At 70.2% G+C, this 16,016-nt stretch carries 20 protein-coding genes and 1 pseudogene; 11 read left to right on the top strand and 10 right to left on the bottom strand.

What is annotated here, in order from left to right; all coding sequences use genetic code 11:
- The 3 genes from VH969_RS17630 to VH969_RS17620 all read right to left on the bottom strand — a co-directional run.
- A partial coding sequence (locus VH969_RS17630) for a 3-keto-5-aminohexanoate cleavage protein (RefSeq protein ID WP_331975473.1) occupies positions 1-412 on the bottom strand: 412 nt, incomplete at its 3' end.
- Positions 413-427: 15 nt separating this feature from the next.
- Entirely contained in the window at positions 428-1,546 is a 1,119-nt protein-coding gene (gene ygfZ / locus VH969_RS17625; RefSeq protein ID WP_331975471.1) for a CAF17-like 4Fe-4S cluster assembly/insertion protein YgfZ, read from the bottom strand.
- Entirely contained in the window at positions 1,543-1,923 is a 381-nt protein-coding gene (locus VH969_RS17620; RefSeq protein ID WP_331975479.1) for a Fur family transcriptional regulator, read from the bottom strand. Before VH969_RS17620 ends, ygfZ begins: the two co-directional genes overlap by 4 nt.
- A 100-nt stretch (positions 1,924-2,023) precedes the next feature.
- Between VH969_RS17620 and VH969_RS17615 the strand changes: the two genes are divergently transcribed.
- Positions 2,024-2,869, top strand: coding sequence for an aminodeoxychorismate lyase (locus tag VH969_RS17615; protein WP_331975469.1), 846 nt, complete (start codon positions 2,024-2,026; stop codon positions 2,867-2,869).
- A gap of 9 nt (positions 2,870-2,878) precedes the next feature.
- Positions 2,879-3,811 (top strand): hypothetical protein, encoded by a 933-nt coding sequence (locus VH969_RS17610; protein WP_331975467.1) that lies wholly within the window; start codon positions 2,879-2,881, stop codon positions 3,809-3,811.
- Positions 3,812-3,814: 3 nt separating this feature from the next.
- Here VH969_RS17610 and VH969_RS17605 read toward each other — a convergent pair whose 3' ends face one another.
- The 7 genes from VH969_RS17605 to VH969_RS17575 all read right to left on the bottom strand — a co-directional run bounded on the left by VH969_RS17605 (position 3,815) and on the right by VH969_RS17575 (position 8,589).
- Positions 3,815-4,453, bottom strand: coding sequence for a heme-binding beta-barrel domain-containing protein (locus tag VH969_RS17605; RefSeq protein WP_331975465.1), 639 nt, complete (start codon positions 4,451-4,453; stop codon positions 3,815-3,817).
- A 159-nt stretch (positions 4,454-4,612) separates the two neighbouring features.
- Positions 4,613-4,921 (bottom strand): DUF1416 domain-containing protein, encoded by a 309-nt coding sequence (locus VH969_RS17600; RefSeq protein WP_331975463.1) that lies wholly within the window; start codon positions 4,919-4,921, stop codon positions 4,613-4,615.
- 42 nt (positions 4,922-4,963) lie between these two features.
- Positions 4,964-5,806, bottom strand: a complete 843-nt coding sequence (locus tag VH969_RS17595; protein WP_331975461.1) for a sulfurtransferase — start codon at positions 5,804-5,806, stop codon at positions 4,964-4,966.
- Entirely contained in the window at positions 5,803-6,255 is a 453-nt protein-coding gene (locus tag VH969_RS17590; protein WP_331975459.1) for a DUF4395 domain-containing protein, read from the bottom strand. Before VH969_RS17590 ends, VH969_RS17595 begins: the two co-directional genes overlap by 4 nt.
- A 236-nt stretch (positions 6,256-6,491) precedes the next feature.
- The gene (locus VH969_RS17585) at positions 6,492-6,905 is read right to left on the bottom strand and encodes a TlpA family protein disulfide reductase (RefSeq protein ID WP_331975457.1); all 414 of its coding nucleotides are present in this window, start codon (positions 6,903-6,905) and stop codon (positions 6,492-6,494) included.
- Positions 6,902-7,804 (bottom strand): LmeA family phospholipid-binding protein, encoded by a 903-nt coding sequence (locus tag VH969_RS17580; RefSeq protein WP_331975455.1) that lies wholly within the window; start codon positions 7,802-7,804, stop codon positions 6,902-6,904. Before VH969_RS17580 ends, VH969_RS17585 begins: the two co-directional genes overlap by 4 nt.
- Positions 7,801-8,589, bottom strand: coding sequence for an alpha/beta hydrolase family protein (locus tag VH969_RS17575; RefSeq protein ID WP_331975453.1), 789 nt, complete (start codon positions 8,587-8,589; stop codon positions 7,801-7,803). The genes VH969_RS17580 and VH969_RS17575 overlap by 4 nt, the downstream gene beginning before the upstream one ends.
- Before the next feature lie 96 nt (positions 8,590-8,685).
- On the opposite strand from VH969_RS17575, the gene VH969_RS17570 reads away from it, so the two are divergent.
- The 9 genes and pseudogenes from VH969_RS17570 (at position 8,686) to VH969_RS17530 (ending at position 16,015) form a co-directional block, all read left to right on the top strand.
- A complete protein-coding gene (locus VH969_RS17570) occupies positions 8,686-9,387 on the top strand; it encodes a winged helix-turn-helix transcriptional regulator (RefSeq protein ID WP_331975451.1) in 702 nt (233 codons plus the stop codon).
- Between the two features lie 42 nt (positions 9,388-9,429).
- Positions 9,430-9,669 (top strand): annotated as a pseudogene (locus tag VH969_RS17565) (mycothiol transferase); the annotation flags it as partial.
- 66 nt (positions 9,670-9,735) lie between these two features.
- Complete coding sequence (gene mshD, locus VH969_RS17560; RefSeq protein WP_331975449.1) at positions 9,736-10,593, top strand: mycothiol synthase; 858 nt, start codon at positions 9,736-9,738, stop codon at positions 10,591-10,593.
- Positions 10,594-10,800: 207 nt separating this feature from the next.
- A complete protein-coding gene (pstS, locus tag VH969_RS17555; RefSeq protein ID WP_331975447.1) occupies positions 10,801-11,907 on the top strand; it encodes a phosphate ABC transporter substrate-binding protein PstS in 1,107 nt (368 codons plus the stop codon).
- Between the two features lie 103 nt (positions 11,908-12,010).
- Positions 12,011-13,003 carry a phosphate ABC transporter permease subunit PstC gene (gene pstC, locus VH969_RS17550; RefSeq protein WP_331975445.1) on the top strand — a complete coding sequence of 331 codons (993 nt, stop codon included), beginning with the start codon at positions 12,011-12,013 and terminating at the stop codon, positions 13,001-13,003.
- Positions 13,003-14,091, top strand: coding sequence for a phosphate ABC transporter permease PstA (gene pstA, locus VH969_RS17545; protein WP_331975443.1), 1,089 nt, complete (start codon positions 13,003-13,005; stop codon positions 14,089-14,091). The genes pstC and pstA overlap by 1 nt, the downstream gene beginning before the upstream one ends.
- 17 nt (positions 14,092-14,108) lie before the next feature.
- A complete protein-coding gene (gene pstB, locus VH969_RS17540) occupies positions 14,109-14,888 on the top strand; it encodes a phosphate ABC transporter ATP-binding protein PstB (RefSeq protein ID WP_331975441.1) in 780 nt (259 codons plus the stop codon).
- A 177-nt stretch (positions 14,889-15,065) separates the two neighbouring features.
- Positions 15,066-15,467: a hypothetical protein gene (locus tag VH969_RS17535; protein WP_331975439.1), complete on the top strand. Its 402-nt coding sequence runs from the start codon at positions 15,066-15,068 to the stop codon at positions 15,465-15,467.
- Positions 15,468-15,469: 2 nt separating this feature from the next.
- Positions 15,470-16,015 (top strand): DUF3558 family protein, encoded by a 546-nt coding sequence (locus VH969_RS17530; RefSeq protein ID WP_331975437.1) that lies wholly within the window; start codon positions 15,470-15,472, stop codon positions 16,013-16,015.
- The last annotated feature ends 1 nt before the right edge of the window (position 16,016 follow it).

Raw genomic sequence — 16,016 nt, 5'->3', positions numbered from 1 at the left:
CGATGCCGCGCTCCCGCATCCGCTTGTGCAGCTCGACGATGAACTCCCACCGGTTCATGAACACGTCGTCGCCGAAGTTGACCGTGCCCATCGTGCAGGAGGCCGAGTCGGGGAGCGCCTCGAGCACGCGCAGCCGGTCGGCCTCCGGGTCGGTCACCGCGCCGCCCGTCGACAGCTGGACCACCAGGTTCGTCTCCGCGCGCAACGCGGCCACGGTGTCCTCGAGCCGCCGCAGGTCGAGCGTCGGCGTCGCGTCCGCGCCCCGGATGTGGACGTGGATCATGCCGGCGCCCGCCGCCTCGCAGGCCTTCGCCTCGGCGACCAGCTCCTCGAGGGTGACCGGCAGGTTCGGCACGTCGGCCTTGGCGTGCTCGGCGCCCGTCGGCGCGACGGTGATCAGGGTCCCTGTCATGGACCGTGATGCTAGTCAGCCGCGAAGCCGCCGAGCAGCCTCGCGACCGAGCCCCGGGGTCGCCTCCGGCACCACGTCCGGGTCGATCGCCGCCTGCACGACGCGGTCCCCGGTGCCGGCCAGCAACTCGGCGTCCAGCGGCACGGAGTACTTGACCAGCGCGAGCGCGATCGGGCCGAGCTCGTGGTGCTGGGCGACGGACCCGACCCGCCCCACGGTTCGTTCGCCGAGCACCACCGGGTCGCCGGTCTCCGGCAGCACCTCCGGTGAACCGTCCAGGTGCAACAGCAGCATGCGGCGCGGCGGGCGGCCCACGTTGTGCACCTTCGAGACCGTCTCCTGCCCGCGATAGCAGCCCTTCGCGACGTGCGCGGCCACGTGCACCCAGCCGACCTCGTGCGGGATCGCGCGGTCGTCGGTGTCCACGCCGACCCGCGGCCGCGCGGCCTCGACGCGCAGCGCCTCGAAACCCCACGAGCCCATCGGCCGGGCGCCCGCCTCGGTCAGCCGCGACCACCAGGCGGCGAGCAGTGGCCGTGGCACCAGCAGGTCGGCGGCGACCGCGCCGGGCCAGGGCATCCGCCGGACGATGACGTCCGAGCTCGCCGCGACGCCGTACGGGCTCCCGGGCAGCGGGAGTCCCGCGGCGGCCAGCAGTTCGGGCGCCTCCGGGCCGACGACCGACAGCACGGCTCGCTCGGCCGTGGCGTTACGCGGGGTCACCTTCGACCAGAAGACCATCGACTCGAGGTACTCCAGCAGCGGCACCCGCCCGCCGCGCGCGCCGGTCGCGACCGCGCCGGGGTCGGTGTCCAGCCAGACGGTCTCGCCGTCCGCGCCGCTCGCGTAGGCGAGCACCATGTGCGCGTCGATCCGGCCCTGGCTGTCGAGCACGAGCGCCTCGGTCCCGGTGTTCACGGGCAGCTCGCTCACGTGCTGCGAGATCACCAGGTGCAGCCAGGACAACCGTTCCTCGCCGGTGACCGCGACTACCTCCCGGTGTGCGCGGTCCACGACCGCGACCTTGCGCGCGGCGGTCCGCTGCTCGGCGAACGGGTCGCCGAAGTGCCACGGCACGCCCTGGTCCGGCGAGCCCTCCGGCGGCGGTACGGCGCCCGGCAGATCGAGTGTCACGAGTTCCCCCCTGTGCAGTTGCGGCAGATGCCGGACAGTGCGAGGTGGCTGGCATCCAGTTCGAACCCGTACCGGGCGCGCAGTGTTCCGCGCAGCTCGTCCATGACCTCGCACGGCGCCTCGATCACGTTGTGGCAGTTGTGGCAGACGAGGTGGACGTGGCCGTGCTCGTGGACGGAGTAGTTGGGCGCGCCGTGGCCGAGATGGGTGTGCCGCACGATGCCGAGGCTCTCCAGCAGCTCGAGCGTGCGGTAGATGGTCGTGATGTTGACCGTCGGGGTGCGCGTCTGCACCTGTTGGTAGACCTGCTCGGGGGTCGCGTGCTCGAGCTCGACCAGCGCGTCCAGCACGAGCTGGCGTTGCGGGGTCATGCGCATGCCGCGGCGGTGCAGCGTCTCCTTGAGCTGGTTCCGCTCCGCCTCCACGTCGCGCGTCACGTCCTGAATCGTATGCGCGTGGCTGAGTAGGCTTCCTGGCATGCGGGTGCTTGCGATGCTCGACGGAACGCTGGCCGACCCCGAAGCGGCACACATCCGGGTCGACGACCTCGGACTCATGCGCGGTGACGGGATCTTCGAGACCGTGCTGGTGGTGGACGGCAAACCGCGAGAGCTCGGCCCGCACCTGGACCGGCTGGCCCGCTCGGCGGCGATGCTCGAGCTGCCGCCGCCGGACCGGACCGCGTGGGAGCGGTGCGTGCGCGTCGTGCTCGACGCGTGGGCGGGCGCGGCGGAGATGGCGCTCAAGCTGGTCTACACGCGTGGCCCGGAGTTCGGCGACGGCACGCCGACCGGGTTCGCGATGGGCCTGCCCATCGCGGAGAAGACACTGCGCAACCGGGTCACCGGCGTGCGCGCGATAACGCTCGACCGCGGGTACGACCCGGAGATCGTGTCGCGGGCGCCGTGGCTGCTGCTGGGCGCGAAGTCCCTCTCGTACGCGGTGAACATGGCCGCGCTGCGCTACGCGGAGGCGAACGACGCCGACGAGGCGATCTTCCTCGCGGCGGACGGCTCGGTGCTGGAGGGCCCGACGTCGAACGTGGTCATCGCGCAGGGCCACACGCTGCGGACCACGCCCCCGTCGAGCGGCATCCTGCGCGGCACGACGCAGGGCGCCCTGTTCCGGGCCGCCGAGCAGGCCGGCTGGGTGACGAAGGTGGAGCCCTTGACGCTGCGGGAGATCCGGGACGCGGACGCTCTCTTCCTGGCGTCGAGCGTCCGCAAGATCACCCGTGTGCACACGCTGGACGGCGTGCCGCTCCCGGACGCGACCGAGCTGCACGGCGAGCTGAACGCGCTCTACGAGTCCGAGTACGCCTGAAGGGGAGTCATGGGGGACGGGGAGCCTGCCGCGCGCAGGATCAGGGTGTCCGCGGAAGCCGTCTTCGACGTGACCGATCCGGCGGCGGTGGAGCGTGCCGCCGTGGAAAGGATCCAGCAGGCGGAGATCTCCCAGTTCGGCGGGTCTCCGGACGAGCTCGACGCCGACGAGCGGGAGGCGGTGCGCGGAGATCTGGTCAAGGCCATCTCATGGATCACCGAGCCGCACGAGATGGTGGCCCTGTCGGGAGTCGAACCGGTGGAGGCCGAGTACAGCGTCGACGAAATCGGCCACGGCGGTGTCGAGGACGGCGATCCGGACTTCGCGGCCTTGTTCCCGATCTGTCGCTGTGGTCGTGAGACGTGCGAGCGCTGCGGGGGATTTCAGCTCACCCCTCGAACCGCCGCGTGCCTGTGGGTGACGGGTCAGATGTCCGCTGACCAGGCGTACGAAGACGTCGTGCAACGCGGTGACGAGCCGGTCGGCGCCGACAGTGACTGGATGCTGTTCGACCAGTATCCGCGGATCACCTGGCGCCAGGACGCGGTGTGGCGCAGGCAGGCCGCGCGAGCGTTCGACGATCTGGTCGAGGACATCGAGGCCGGTGAGTGGCCACGGCCACGTTGCGCGGGCGAGGAGATGGCCCTGCACCTGATGCTGCGCTACGCCGAAGCGGCCGCCGGCGATGATCTGTTCGGCCTCGACGGGCTGCTCGAGCACCTGCCCACCCACCGCGACGACCTCGCCTGGGAACTCGCCACCGAGACGCTCTTCCAGGACACGGAGATCCGGTGGATCTTCGACCCGGAGCACGACGGCGCCGAGGATCCGGAGAACGACGTGAACCGCGACCTCGGGATCGGCGACTATCGCCCGCCCGCCTGGTTCACGGCGTTCGACAACATGGAACCCCGCGACGGTCGGCGGCCCTTCCGCCGGTAGCGGTCAGCCGGCGATGCGGCGCAGGTAGGCCGACGTGTGCGGTTGCAGGGGCTGGCCGACCATCGCGCGTTCCTCCACGTACGCGAGGTCGCCGTTGTTCACCAGGCCGTACAGCCGCTTCGCGCCGGAGACGTCCTTCGCCGAGCCCGTGCGCATCGTCATGTCGGTCGCCAGCTCCCACGACGTCTGGGTGCGCGGCTCGCCGTAGAAGATCTCCACGATGCCCGTCGCGTGGGCCAGCAGCAGCTCGATCGTCTCGTCGGGTTGCGGGCGCCACCAGCCGACCTCGCGCGCGGCCGGGCGGATGACCTTGCCGTCCGCGTCCAGGAGCCACGCGCGCGACTCGTAGAACACGAACGGCCGGCCGTCGTGCGCGAACGTGACCTGCTGGCCGAAGTGCTGTGACTCGATCGTCGGGTACACGACCTCGCCCTCGCCGCGCCACACGCCGATCAGCGGCAGCAGCGGCAGCAGGGCGTCGTGCAGGTTCGCGCCGTCGCGCAGGTTCGCGGTGTCGTTCGGGATCGGCAGGTCCGGCCACTGCGGCAGGTTGCGCTCCCGCGTCGTCGCGGCGCGCTCGGCGGCCGCGCGCAACGCGGCGTCGCCGCTGCCGGGAACCGGGCCGTCCGGCGTGTCGCTCATCGGCCGGACCCCGTGTGCAGCCGGTGGGCCAGCAGGCCCAGGAACCCGGTGCCGGCGAGTGCGGCGACGATCAACATGGCGGTCCAGAACAGTTCCACCCGGCGAGGATATGCGAACGCGGGACGGCCGACCGGCCGCCCCGCGCCCCCGGGAGGAAGATCAGCCGACCGCGACGGCCACGGGATGCAGCCCCGGCCCGTCGGCGGTCACGCTCGCCTCTCCGTTTCCGCTGCGGTGCAGTGCACGAACGGTCCACCGGCCCGGCGCGGCGAAGAACCGGAAGTCACCGTCCTGTGAGGACACGACCTCCGCGGTGAACTCGCCGCTCGCGTCCAGCAGCCGCACGAAGGCGCCGCCGACCGGCGCGCCGTCCACGGTCACCTTGCCGCCGAGCACGATCTCCTTCGCGAGATCGATGCCCGCCGGCAGCGCCGCGGTCTGCTCCGGCGCGCCACACCCGTCACTCATGTCGTCTCCTCGCGTTTCAAGGGCCTCGCGTCAGGGGCCCGGTCAGTGGGCGCCGGGACCGATCTCGACCGGCACGCCGACCAGCGAGCCATACTCGGTCCAGGAGCCGTCGTAGTTCTTCACGTCCGAGTAGCCGAGCAGCTCGTGCAGCGCGAACCAGGTGTGCGAGCTGCGCTCACCGATCCGGCAGTACGCGATGGTGGCCTTGGACTCGTCGATCCCGGCGGCCTTGTACAGCTCGCGCAGGTCGTCCGCGGACTTGAACGTGCCGTCCTCGTTGGCCGCCTTGCTCCACGGCACGTTGATCGCGGTCGGGATGTGCCCGGCGCGCTGCGCCTGCTCCTGCGGCAGATGCGCGGGTGCGAGCAGCTTGCCGGAGAACTCGTCGGGCGAGCGGACGTCGACGAGGTTCTTGCCGTTGATCGCCTCGACGACCTCGTCGCGGAACGCGCGGATCGCGGTGTCCTGCTCGGTGGCGGAGTAGGTCGTCTCCTCGCGGGTCACCGTGTCCTTGGACAGGGGACGGCCGTCGAGCTCCCACTTCTTGCGGCCGCCGTCGAGCAGCTGCACCTGGTCGTGGCCGTACAGCTTGAAGTACCAGTACGCGTACGCGGCGAACCAGTTGTTGTTGCCGCCGTAGAGGACCACGCGGTCGGAGTTGCTGATTCCCTTGGCGGACAGCAGCTTCTCGAAGCCGGCGCGGTCGACGAAGTCGCGGCGCACCGGGTCCTGCAGCTCGGTCTTCCAGTCGATCTTGACAGCACCCGGGATGTGGCCGCCGTCGTACGCGGAGGTGTCCTCGTCGACCTCGACGAACACCACCCCGGCGGTTCCGAGGTTCTCTTCGGCCCAGTCGGCCGTGACCAGTACGTCTTCGCGGCTCATCGGAGCGCTCTCTCCTTCGTCGGTGTGAATCGTTGGATCAGCGGATAGGCCTCGCAGCCGAGGCAGAACCCGAACGCTGCGTTGAGGAACGCCGCGGCCAGCGCGAACGCGGTCGCCACCGCGCCGAGCACCGGCACGTCCAGCGCGTAACCGAGCGTGCCCAGTACGGCGAACCCGAAGCCGACGCCCTGGGCGAAGCGCAGCGGCGCCGCCTCCTCGCGCTCGCCGGCCGGCCGCAGCCGGGGCGCGACCAGGTGCTTGTAGACCAGCGAGTACGGCGCGACCCGCAGCCCGGCGAACGCGCCGATGGCGAACACCACGGCCTGGGCGGCGAGCAGCGGCCACCACGAGGTGACCAGCACGACCGCGAGGACCACGGTGGTGACCCACGCGGCGAAACGCGGACCACGCGGATCGACGGGCGAATCGACAGGTGGATGTGCGGGCACGGACGACCTCCTGGCCGAGGCGGCTGGGCAGCGGGAAACCAGCGGCGGGCGGAGGCCGGAAAGGGGCGCTCGCCCGTCAGTCAGGTGCCAGACACAGGCTTGAGTCGACGCGGCAGTAGTCGACCGCGCGCCGCCTGGTCAGCAAGGTGTACACGTTTCGCACAGTACCGCCGGATCTCTGCCCCTGGGAGGGGCGTCCACCTGGTGAGACGCCACGTCAGGGTGATCCGCGGAGGTCAGGCGGTCGCGAGGTGCGGCCGGAGCGCGTCGAGCAGCTCTTCCCGCTTCGGTACCCCGCCCACGCGGAGGATCTCGGTGCCCCGCTCGTCGATCGCCAGTGTCGTCGGCGTGCGCAGCACGGACAGCTCGCGGGCGAGGTCCGGCCGGTCGGTGAGGTCGAGCTCGGTGTGATGCAGTCCTTCGGTCCGCTCGGCGAGGTCGGCGAGCAGCACGCGGGCGTACCGGCAGGGCGCGCAGAACGAGGTGGACAGCTGGACGAGCGTCACGCCGCCAGGTCGAAGCGCGCGGCGCACGTCGTCGGGGAGGTCGCGGCCGACCGCCTCGCGGACACGGCCGTTGCGGGCGCGCAGCGCCAGGCCCAGCACGGTCGCGAGTGCGAGCGTGCCGATCAGCACCAGCGCACCGGTCATAGATCACTCCCGCTGAGCACGACGTCGAAGGCCTTGCCCTTGACCGAAAGTATGCCCGGTTCGACATTCACCGCCGTGGGTGTGACCGTGAACGGCAGCTCGCCGGGGTCCAGGGTGACCGTGAGCATCTGCAGGATGCCGGCCTCGAACTGCTTGGGCAGCTCGCCCGAGCCCAGCACGCTGTTGGTCACCTCGAGGCGGGACGGGGTGAACTTCGCCTTGGCGGCGTCGACGAGCTGGATCAGGCCGTAGGCGCAGAAGTCGGTCTCCTCGCCACCGATGTCCCCGGTGGCACAGATCTTCGCGCCGGCCTTGGTGTCGTCGTCGTCCTCGAGCTCGGTCGCCCGCTCGGCTTCGGCCTGCTGCTTCTCGGTGCGGTCGTCGGGGTCCGACTGCGCGTCGGCCTCGCTGATCGGGTCGATCGTGACGTTCGCGATCTGGGAGATCAGCGGGTTCTTGTTCTCCAGGATCGCCCGGTTCACGTCCGAGGCCTTGACCTTGACCTGGCCCTCGACCTCGGCGATCCGGACCTGCTTGAGCGAGCCGGAGAGCAGGTCGCCGAGCGGAGCGGCGACGCCCATGAGGTCGACGTGGACCTCGAGGTCGCGCAGCGTGTCCTTGACCGGCACGCCCTTCGCGTCGATCGACACGTGGCCGTACTCGCCGGCGATCGCCTGCGCGAGGAAGGAGAAGCCGTTCACCCTCACCGCGGGGTCGTCGGTGAGGTGGAACTGCTCGCGGGCGCGCTTGGACACCTGGTACTCGAAGACCGACGCGGCGGCGAAGTCGGCCGCCACGAGCAGCCCCACGATCACGACCAGCGTGATCAGGAGCCGCCGCGTCCGGCGTCGCCGCCTGGGCACGGTGCGGGGCTGGCCGGGGTTGGTCATCGTCGTCATGCCGCCGTTCGCTCCGATTCGCTCTCAGCCCTGCCGCCAGTGCCCTCGCGCCGATCCGCGAGCCACGCCGCCATCCGGTCGACCAGCTCGGGGGTCATCGCCGTCTCCGCGTGCCGCAGCCCGCGTTCGAGCCACAGTTCCGCGTGACCGCCGGTGGCCCGGCGCAGGGCCAGCGGATGGTCCACGCCCACGTAATGATCCCCGTCGCCGTGCACCAGCAGTACGGGGGTGGGTGCGATGCGGTGCGCGACCTCCACGGGGCTTGCCGGTATCTCGATTGTCGGGGGTGCGATGCGCACCCGCACGGCACGCATCGCGAGCCGTCCGGGTGGCAGCTCGGCCAGCCAGAACAGGCGGCGCATCGCTGCGGAGTCCCGGGTCCACCAGCGCGCGGCCGCGCTCACCGCGACGACGGCGTCCGGCCGTTCCGCTCCGGTGGCGGCGTGCAGGACGGCGACTGAGCCGCCCATCGAGAAGCCGAGCGTCGCGACCTTCTCGTGGCCGTGCCGCTTCGCCAGGCGGATCGCCGCGTCCAGGTCGTGCACCTCGGCCGGCCCGGCGGTGCTGCGCCCGCCCGAGCGTCCGTGTCCGCGGAAGTCGAGGGCGATCACGCTGTGTGTTCGCGCCAGGCGGTGCAGGATGCGCGTCACGAACGGCTTGCGTACGTGGTTGGTGAACCCGTGCCCCACCACGACGGCCAACTCGCCGCCCGGTTCGTCACGGCCGTGTCTCGGTCGCAACATCAGTCCCGTGAGCCGCACGCCGTCGGTCGTCTGCTCGTGCACGCGTGTGACACATACGTCACGACCAGGACATTTGGCGGGCACAACCGCTATTCTCCCGGAAAGCCCCGGAGCGCTCCCAGAGAGGCGGGCCCACCCATGAGCCTCGACCTGCTGCTGCTCACCGCGGACCCGACGCCGGGCTCGGTCGTGCCATCCCTGATGCTGCTGCCCCACAACGTGCGCACGCAGGCCCCGGAGGTGACCGCGTTGCTCGACGCAGGGTCACGGGACGTGGTCCTGGTGGACGCGCGAACCGACCTCGCCGCGGCGAAGAGCCTGTGCCGCCTGCTCACCAGCGGCGGCGACAGCGCGCCGGTGGTGGCGATCGTCAACGAGGGCGGTCTGGTGGCGGTCAACGCCGAGTGGCGCGTGGACGACATTCTGCTGCCGACCGCCGGACCGGCGGAGGTCGACGCCCGGCTGCGCCTGCTCACCGCGCGCAGCACGCCGGGCATCCCCGCCGACGGCGCGCTTCGCCTGGGCGAACTGGTGATCGACGAGGCGACGTACATGGCGCGCCTGCGGGGACGGCCGCTCGACCTCACGTACAAGGAGTTCGAGCTGCTGAAGTACCTGGCGCAGCACGCGGGGCGGGTCTTCACCCGGGCACAGCTGCTGCAGGAGGTGTGGGGCTACGACTTCTTCGGCGGCACCCGGACCGTCGACGTCCACGTGCGACGGTTGCGCGCGAAGCTGGGGACCGAGCACGAGCAGATGATCGGCACGGTGCGCAACGTGGGCTACAAGTTCGTGCAGCCCCCGAAGCAGACGGCCGACGAGGTCGCGGCCCGGCGCTGAGTAGATGGCCCCTCGCGTCACCGGACGCCGACTTCGACGAGGCGTCCCCGTCTGGCGTCCCCGTCGGGCGTCGAGGCGGCGTGGTCGGCCTGGCGCGCGGAGGTCGCCCATGCGGAGCGCCTAGTCGCCGCAGCCCCGAATCTGGCTGTGACGGGCACGGACACGTGGCGGGGCGTGGTGTCGCTGCGCTGGGTCCTGATCCACATGATCGAGGAGTGCGCAAGACACAACGGCCACGCCGACCTCCTGAGGGAACGGATCGACGGCGCCACCGGCCTGTAGCCGATCCGCCTTGTGGACAACGTCGGCAGGGCGTCGGGGTCCCTCGGTAACGTCGGGGGTGTGGACATGATCTGGCAGGAGTCCGAGCCCGGCGGGGACGTGCGTGCCCTTCTCGAAGCCGCCCGCGATCACGACGGCCGGCCCGGGATCGAGGCGGGCGAGCCCCTCCCGCGGGAGTTCCGGGGCGGCTTACACCTGCTGGCGCGCCACGACGGCGAGCTCGTCGCCTACGCGCACCTCGACCTCGATGGCGACGCGTTCGGCAACCAGATCGCCGAGGCGATCGTCCACCCTGGACACCGGCGGCGCGGGTACGGCGACGCCCTCGTCCAAGAGGTGCTCGACAGGACCGCGTCCAAGCTCCGGATCTGGTCCCACGGCGACCACCCCGCCGCCGCACGCATCGCGGCGAAGCACGGCCTCTCGCGCGTCCGCGAGCTGCTCAAGATGCGCCTCGACCGGACGACCGAGCTACCGCAACCGAAATGGCCCGACGGGGTCACCACGCGAACGTTCGAACCCGGCCGGGACGAGGACGAGATGGTCGCGGTCAACAAGAAGGCGTTCGACTGGCATCCCGAGCAGGGCCGGCTCACGGCGGACGAGGTCCGGGAGACCGAGCGCGAGTCCTGGTTCGACCCCGAGGGCTTCTTCCTCGCCATCAAGGCCGGCAGGATCGCCGGGTTTCACTGGACCAAGGTGCACCCGGGGGACATCGGCGAGGTGTACGTCGTCGGCGTCGACCCCGATGCACAGGGCGGCGGGCTGGGCCGGGCGCTCACGCTGGAAGGCCTGCACCACTTACGCGATAAGGGCCTCGGCGACACGATCCTCTACGTCGAGTCGGACAACGCACCGGCCGTAGCCGTGTACACACGCCTGGGCTTCACCGTCGTGGAGACGGACGTCGCCTACCAGCGGTAGGCGGAGAGGGCTGTTACTCAACGCAACAAAAGTCACAATCCGGTGTTGTTCATTTCGTGTTCACCTCAACACCCGGCCCTGTCCACCCCCCTTCCCTAGCGTCCGCGCTTGTGCCGCGATTCAGCAGCGCACTGAGTGCCGTGCCGTCCTGGCAACCCGCCGGCGGGCATGCCTACTCGTGACTTCGAGATACCTCGAGAGGATCCAGTGAAGCGCATTCGCTACGGCCGCATCGCGGCCCTCGTCGCCGCCGGCGCCCTTGCGCTGACGGCGTGCGGCAACGACCCGGTCCCCGCGAGCGACAGCGGTGGCGGCGGTGGCTCCGAGCAGCAGAGCGACCTGTCCGGTGAGCTCAACGGCGCCGGCGCGACGTCGCAGGAAGCCGCCCAGAACGCGTGGAAGTCCGGCTTCGGTTCGCAGAACCCCGACGTCACCGTCAACTACGACCCGGTCGGTTCCGGCGGCGGCCGCACGCAGTTCGGTGAGGGCGCGGTCGACTTCGCGGGCTCGGACGCGGCCATGGACGACGAGGAGCGGGCCGCGGCCAAGGAGCGCTGCGGCTCCGAGGCGATCCACCTTCCGCTGTACATCAGCCCGATCGCGATCGTCTACCACCTGGACGGCGTGGACAGCCTGCAGCTGTCGCCGGCCACCGTCGCGGGCATCTTCGACCGCAAGATCACCAAGTGGAACGACCCGAAGATCGCCGCGGACAACCCGGGCGCCAAGCTCCCCAGCTCCGGGATCACGCCGGTCAACCGCTCCGACGAGTCGGGCACCACGACCAACTTCACCCAGTGGATGGCCGCGACGGCGGGCGGTGCGTGGCCGCACGAGCCGAGCGGCGACTGGCCGCTGAAGGGTGGCCAGTCCGCGCAGGGCACCTCGGGTCTCGTCCAGACCGTCCAGGGCGGTCAGGGCACGATCGGCTACGCCGACCACAGCCAGGCCGGCGACCTGGGCGTCGCGAAGATCAAGGTCGGCGACGCCTACGTCGAGCCGACCGCCGAGGGCGCGGCCAAGGTCGTCGAGGAGTCGCCGAAGGCCGAGGGTGTGCCCGAGCACGACCTCGCGATCGACATCAAGCGCGACACCACGACCGCCGGCGCCTACCCGCTGCTGCTCGTCTCCTACCTGATCGTGTGCGAGAAGTATGCGGACTCCGCCAAGGGCGACATGGCGAAGGCGTACATGAGCTACATCGCGAGCGACGCGGGCCAGAAGGCCGCCGCCGACGCGGCCGGCTCGGCGCCGATCTCGGACAAGCTGCGCACCGAGGTCGAGGCGTCCATCAACTCGATCTCCGCGGGCTGATCGGGCAGGACGTCCTTGTTACGGTCGGACCAGACGGCCGGGCGACCGCACGAGCGGCCGCCCGGCCGGTCCGGCCCCCTTTCCCGTACACGGAGACTGTGTCGTGACCACAACGGGTGAACAGGCGGCTGACCCCGAGACGCCACCACCGGCCAGCAGACAGCGCACCCCACGCCGCCTCGGCGACGTGGTCTTCTCGTCGTCCGCCCGGGCCGCGGGCACGCTGATCCTCGTCATCCTCGCCGCCGTCGCGGTGTTCCTGCTGGCCGAGGCATGGCCGGCGATCGACATCTCCGGCGCCGAGCTCGCCAAGAAGGTCTCGTTCATCGAGGACGGCGACACGCTGCTGAGCTACGCCGGCCCGCTCGTGTTCGGCACCGTGCTGGCCGCGATCATCGCGCTCGTCATCTCGACCCCGGTCGCCATCGGGGTCGCGTTGTTCATCTCCCATTACGCACCACGTCGCGTGGCGCAGGCGTTCGGCTACGTCGTCGACCTGCTCGCGGCCATCCCGAGCGTCGTCTACGGCCTGTGGGGCGCCCTGTGGCTGATGCCCAAGGTGTCGCCGTTCTTCAACTGGCTCAGCAGCACGCTCGGCTTCATCCCGCTCTTCGAGGGGCCGGTCGCCACGCCGGCGCGCACCATCCTCACCGCGGGCATCGTGCTCGCCGTGATGATCCTGCCGATCGTCACCGCGGTCTCCCGCGAGGTGTTCCTGCAGACTCCGCTGCTGCATCAGGAGGCCGCGCTCGCGCTGGGCGCCACCCGCTGGGAGATGGTCCGCCTCGCGGTGTTCCCCTTCGCCCGCTCCGGCGTCATCAGCGCCACGATGCTCGGCCTCGGCCGGGCGCTCGGCGAGACGATGGCCGTCGCGATGGTGCTCTCGCCGGGCTTCACCTACTCGCTGTTCATCCTGCAGGCGGGCCAGCACCAGAACATCGCCGCGAACATCGCGCTGAAGTTCCCCGAGTCGACCGCACTCGGGGTCAACGTGCTGATCTTCACCGGCCTGGTGCTGTTCGTGATCACCCTCGTCGTGAACATGATCGCGCGGTGGATCGTGTCGCGGCGCGCCGAGTTCTCGGGGGCCAACTGATGACCACGCTGCAGGATCCCCTGGACATCCAGCTCGGCGGGAAGAAGCTGAGCCACGGCAGGCTGCCGCGGTTCACGCCGATCGGCCTGTTCGTGCTGTCCCTCGCCGTCATGGCCGGTGTGCTCGCGCTGTTCGACTCCTTCGGGATCGTGCTGACCGTGTTCCTCGGCGTGCTCCTGTACGCCGTCGCGATCATGGTGCTCTCCGCCGTCGTCGAGGGGGGCCGGGCCGCACGCGACCGGCTGGCGACGACATTGATGTACAGCGCCTTCGCGCTCGCCGTCATCCCGCTGATCAGTCTGCTGTGGACAGTGGTGCAGTACGGGCTCAAGCGGTTCGACCTCTACTTCCTCACGTACACCATGCGCGGCGTGTTCGGCGGCATGGACGCGGGCGGCGTGTACCACGCGATCATGGGCACGCTGCTGATCACCGCGTTCGCGACGCTGATCTCCGTGCCGATCGGCCTGCTCACCGCGATCTACCTCGTCGAGTACGGACCGAGCAGGCTCGGCCGCGGAATCACGTTCTTCGTGGACGTGATGACCGGCATCCCGTCGATCGTCGCCGGCCTGTTCGCCTACGCGCTGTTCGCGCTGTTTTTCGGCCCCGGCGTGCGGATGGGCGTGGTCGGCTCGGTCGCGCTGGCGGTGCTGATGATCCCGATCGTGGTGCGGGCGTCGGAGGAGATGCTCAAGCTGGTGCCGAACGAGCTGCGCGAGGCCGCGTACGCGCTGGGTGTGCCGAAATGGCTCACGATCGTCAAGGTCGTGCTGCGCACGGCCGCGGCCGGCATCGTCACCGGCGTCATGCTCGCCATCGCGCGGGTCATCGGCGAGACCGCCCCGCTGCTGATCACGGTCGGCGTCGTCGACTCGGCCAACTTCAACCTGTTCGACGGCCGGATGATGACCCTGCCGGTGTACGTGTTCCGCCAGTACAGCCAGGGCCTGGCGCCCAACGGCATCACCACCATCAACTACGACCGGGCCTGGGCCGCGGCGCTGACGCTGATCATCATCGTCATGCTGCTCAACCTGATCGCCCGGCTCGTGTCCCGGTTCTTCGCGCCGAAGACCGGCCGCTAGTAGAGGAAGGCGCGACGATGGCGAAGCGACTCGACGTCAAGGACCTGAACATCTACTACGGCGACTTCCTCGCGGTCGAGGGCGTCTCGATGGCGATCGAGCCGCGGGCGGTTACCGCGCTCATCGGGCCGTCCGGGTGCGGCAAGTCGACGGTCATCCGCTCGCTGAACCGGATGCACGAGGTCATCCCGGGCGCCCGCATCTCCGGCAGCATCGCGCTGGACGGCGAGGACCTCTACGGGAGCTCCGTCGACCCGGTGCAGGTGCGCCGCAACATCGGCATGGTGTTCCAGCGGCCCAATCCGTTCCCGACGATGTCCATCCACGCCAACGTGATCGCCGGCATGCGCCTCAACAACCGCCGCATGTCGAAGAAGACGGCGGACGAGATCGTCGAACGCTCGCTGCGCGGGGCGAACCTCTGGACCGAGGTCAAGGACCGGCTCAGCAAGCCGGGCTCGTCGCTGTCCGGTGGCCAGCAGCAGCGCCTGTGCATCGCCCGGGCCATCGCCGTGCAGCCGGACGTGCTGCTGATGGACGAGCCCTGCTCGGCCCTCGATCCGATCTCGACGCTCGCCATCGAGGACCTGATCGGCGAGCTCAAGAAGGACTACACGATCGTCATCGTCACCCACAACATGCAGCAGGCGGCACGGGTGAGCGACCAGACGGCGTTCTTCAACCTCGCGGGCGTCGGCCAGCCGGGCAAGCTGATCGAGATGGACGCGACGGAGAAGATCTTCTCCAACCCGTCGCAGAAGGCGACCGAGGACTACATCTCCGGTCGCTTCGGCTGAGTTACGCCGATCGGCCTACGCCGTACGCCCTGTCTTCGCGTGTGAAGCAAGCTCCCCACCTGCGATGTTCACAAGTGGGAACCACCGGCGATGGAGTTACGTCACAATGAGGTCCCGCACGGCTGCCCATTGGTACCGTGCGGTGCGTGGTCTGAGGTGTAAGAACAGGGGCCGATCATGCTTGACGCAGGTGGTGGCGCCGCGATCGCCGGGGCGGTACAGGGCATCGCGGCAGGTACCAAGCAACTCGCCAACGTGGCCGCCGAGGGCCACTTCGCGATCAGCGAAGAGGGTGGGCGCGCGTTGCTCCAGGCCATCAAGGAGATGCGGCACTGGATCCACGACCAGTCCAACCGGCTGACACAACTCGCCCAGCAGCCACCCATCGGCGGCAGCTACGGCGCCGAGACGATCAAGCCGTACGCGCAGAGCGTGGCCACCGACCAGCAGGGCTTCATCGCGATGCTGAAGGAGTTCGGCGACTCGCTCGCCGACGCCGAACAGGGCATCAACGACGCGATGGACAACTACCGCAAGATGGACACCGATCTCGCCAAGCCGTACACGGTCGAGGCCTGATCGTGCGACTGCTGCTCGTACCGATGGTGGCCGTCGCGGCACTCGCCATTGCCGGCTGCTCGCAGGAGACACCGGGCAGCGCCGCGCCGGGCAGCACCACCGGCGCACCGACCATCCCGGGCGGGGAGACCACCAGCGAGTCCACGGAGTCGTCGGCTCCGGGTGGTGACTCCGGCACCGCCGGCCTGCAGCCCTGCGAGATGCTGACCGATGCCGAGCAGTCTGGGCTCAAGCTCACCGGCGGCAGCGAGAGGGTGGTCGGCCCGGAACGCTCGTGCGAGTGGGCGAACTCCGACAGCTACTCGCTCTCGGTCGGCATCGCCGACGAGCTCGGGCTCGAAGACGTGCAGTCCACCGGGCCGAAGACGCCGATGAAGGTCGGAGCACACGACGCGGTCCAGTTCACCGGAGGCGTCAGCAGCTGCGCGGTGGCGCTCGGCGTCACGGAGAAGTCGCGGGTCGACGTCATCGCGGCGGCCGACGACGAGGCGACGGGCTGCACGATCGCGAAGCAGGCAGCAGCACTGGTAGAACCCAAGTTGCCCTGAG

This window comes from Actinophytocola sp., assembly GCF_036555685.1.
Classification (GTDB): domain Bacteria; phylum Actinomycetota; class Actinomycetes; order Mycobacteriales; family Pseudonocardiaceae; genus Actinophytocola.
The sequence above is the reverse complement of the archived record's forward strand: the minus strand, read 5'-3'. Positions and strand labels throughout refer to the sequence as shown.